The organism is Vibrio sp. 378, from assembly GCF_033339435.1.
Map to the genome: position 1 here is coordinate 1 of NZ_JAWOUO010000303.1, position 857 is coordinate 857.

Below are 857 nucleotides of genomic sequence, written 5' to 3' on the forward strand. Positions count from 1 at the left end.
ATTCGCGAACCCCTGGTGAGTCAATAAGATCGCCGCCAGTTGGAATGTGGTAAAGGCGTGCTGCTGTCGTGGTGTGTTGACCTAAGCCAGAGTTTTCAGAAATTGCGCCTTCTTCCCCTTCTTGTTCTAGTTCAGGCATTAATGCATTAACCACACTCGATTTACCTACGCCAGATTGACCAACAAAGATGTTGATACGATCGCGTAACTGCACTTCTAAATCACTAATGCCTTCACCAGAATTTTTACTCACGAACAGCACTTTATAACCAATTCGCTCGTATTCTTTGAGCCACTCTTCGTACATTGCACGGTCATCTGCCTCAAGCAAATCGACCTTGTTGAGCACCAACAATGGTGCGATGTTGAGTGTCTCTGCGGCCACTAAATAACGGTCGATAATGTTCAGTGATAGCTCAGGCAAGACAGACGAGACAATCACCATCTGATCGATGTTTGCCGCAACTGGTTTGAGGCCGTCGTAGTAGTCTGGGCGAGTCAGCATTGATGTACGTGGCTCTACGGCTTCCACAACACCTGAGATGCCTGCCATTGATTCAAGACCTTCACGCCAGAGCACTCGGTCACCGGAAACCAGAGACTCAATGCCACGACGTAGGTTACAGCGTTGAACCTCGCCAGTTTCTAAATCTTCGATGTCAGCGTGCTGGCCAAAGCGAGTAATCACTAGACCCTGTTTACTTGCGCCAAGCATGTTCTCATCCCATTGGATGGACTCTTCTTGCTTTTTTAGGCGTTTTTGTTGGTTGCTGCGTACGCGGCGCACCTGACCTTTGGTTAACTTTTTCTTCTTTGCCACAATTCTGTACTTTATGTGAATTTACTCAAATGGTTGA

Annotated in this window: 1 protein-coding gene; it reads right to left on the reverse strand. The window is 47.3% G+C overall.

The annotated features are described in order from the left end of the window. On the reverse strand, positions 1–820 hold an 820-nt coding region (gene rsgA / locus R7Q48_RS25865), incomplete at its 3' end, for a small ribosomal subunit biogenesis GTPase RsgA (RefSeq protein WP_318133036.1). Between the last annotated feature and the right edge of the window lie 37 nt (positions 821–857).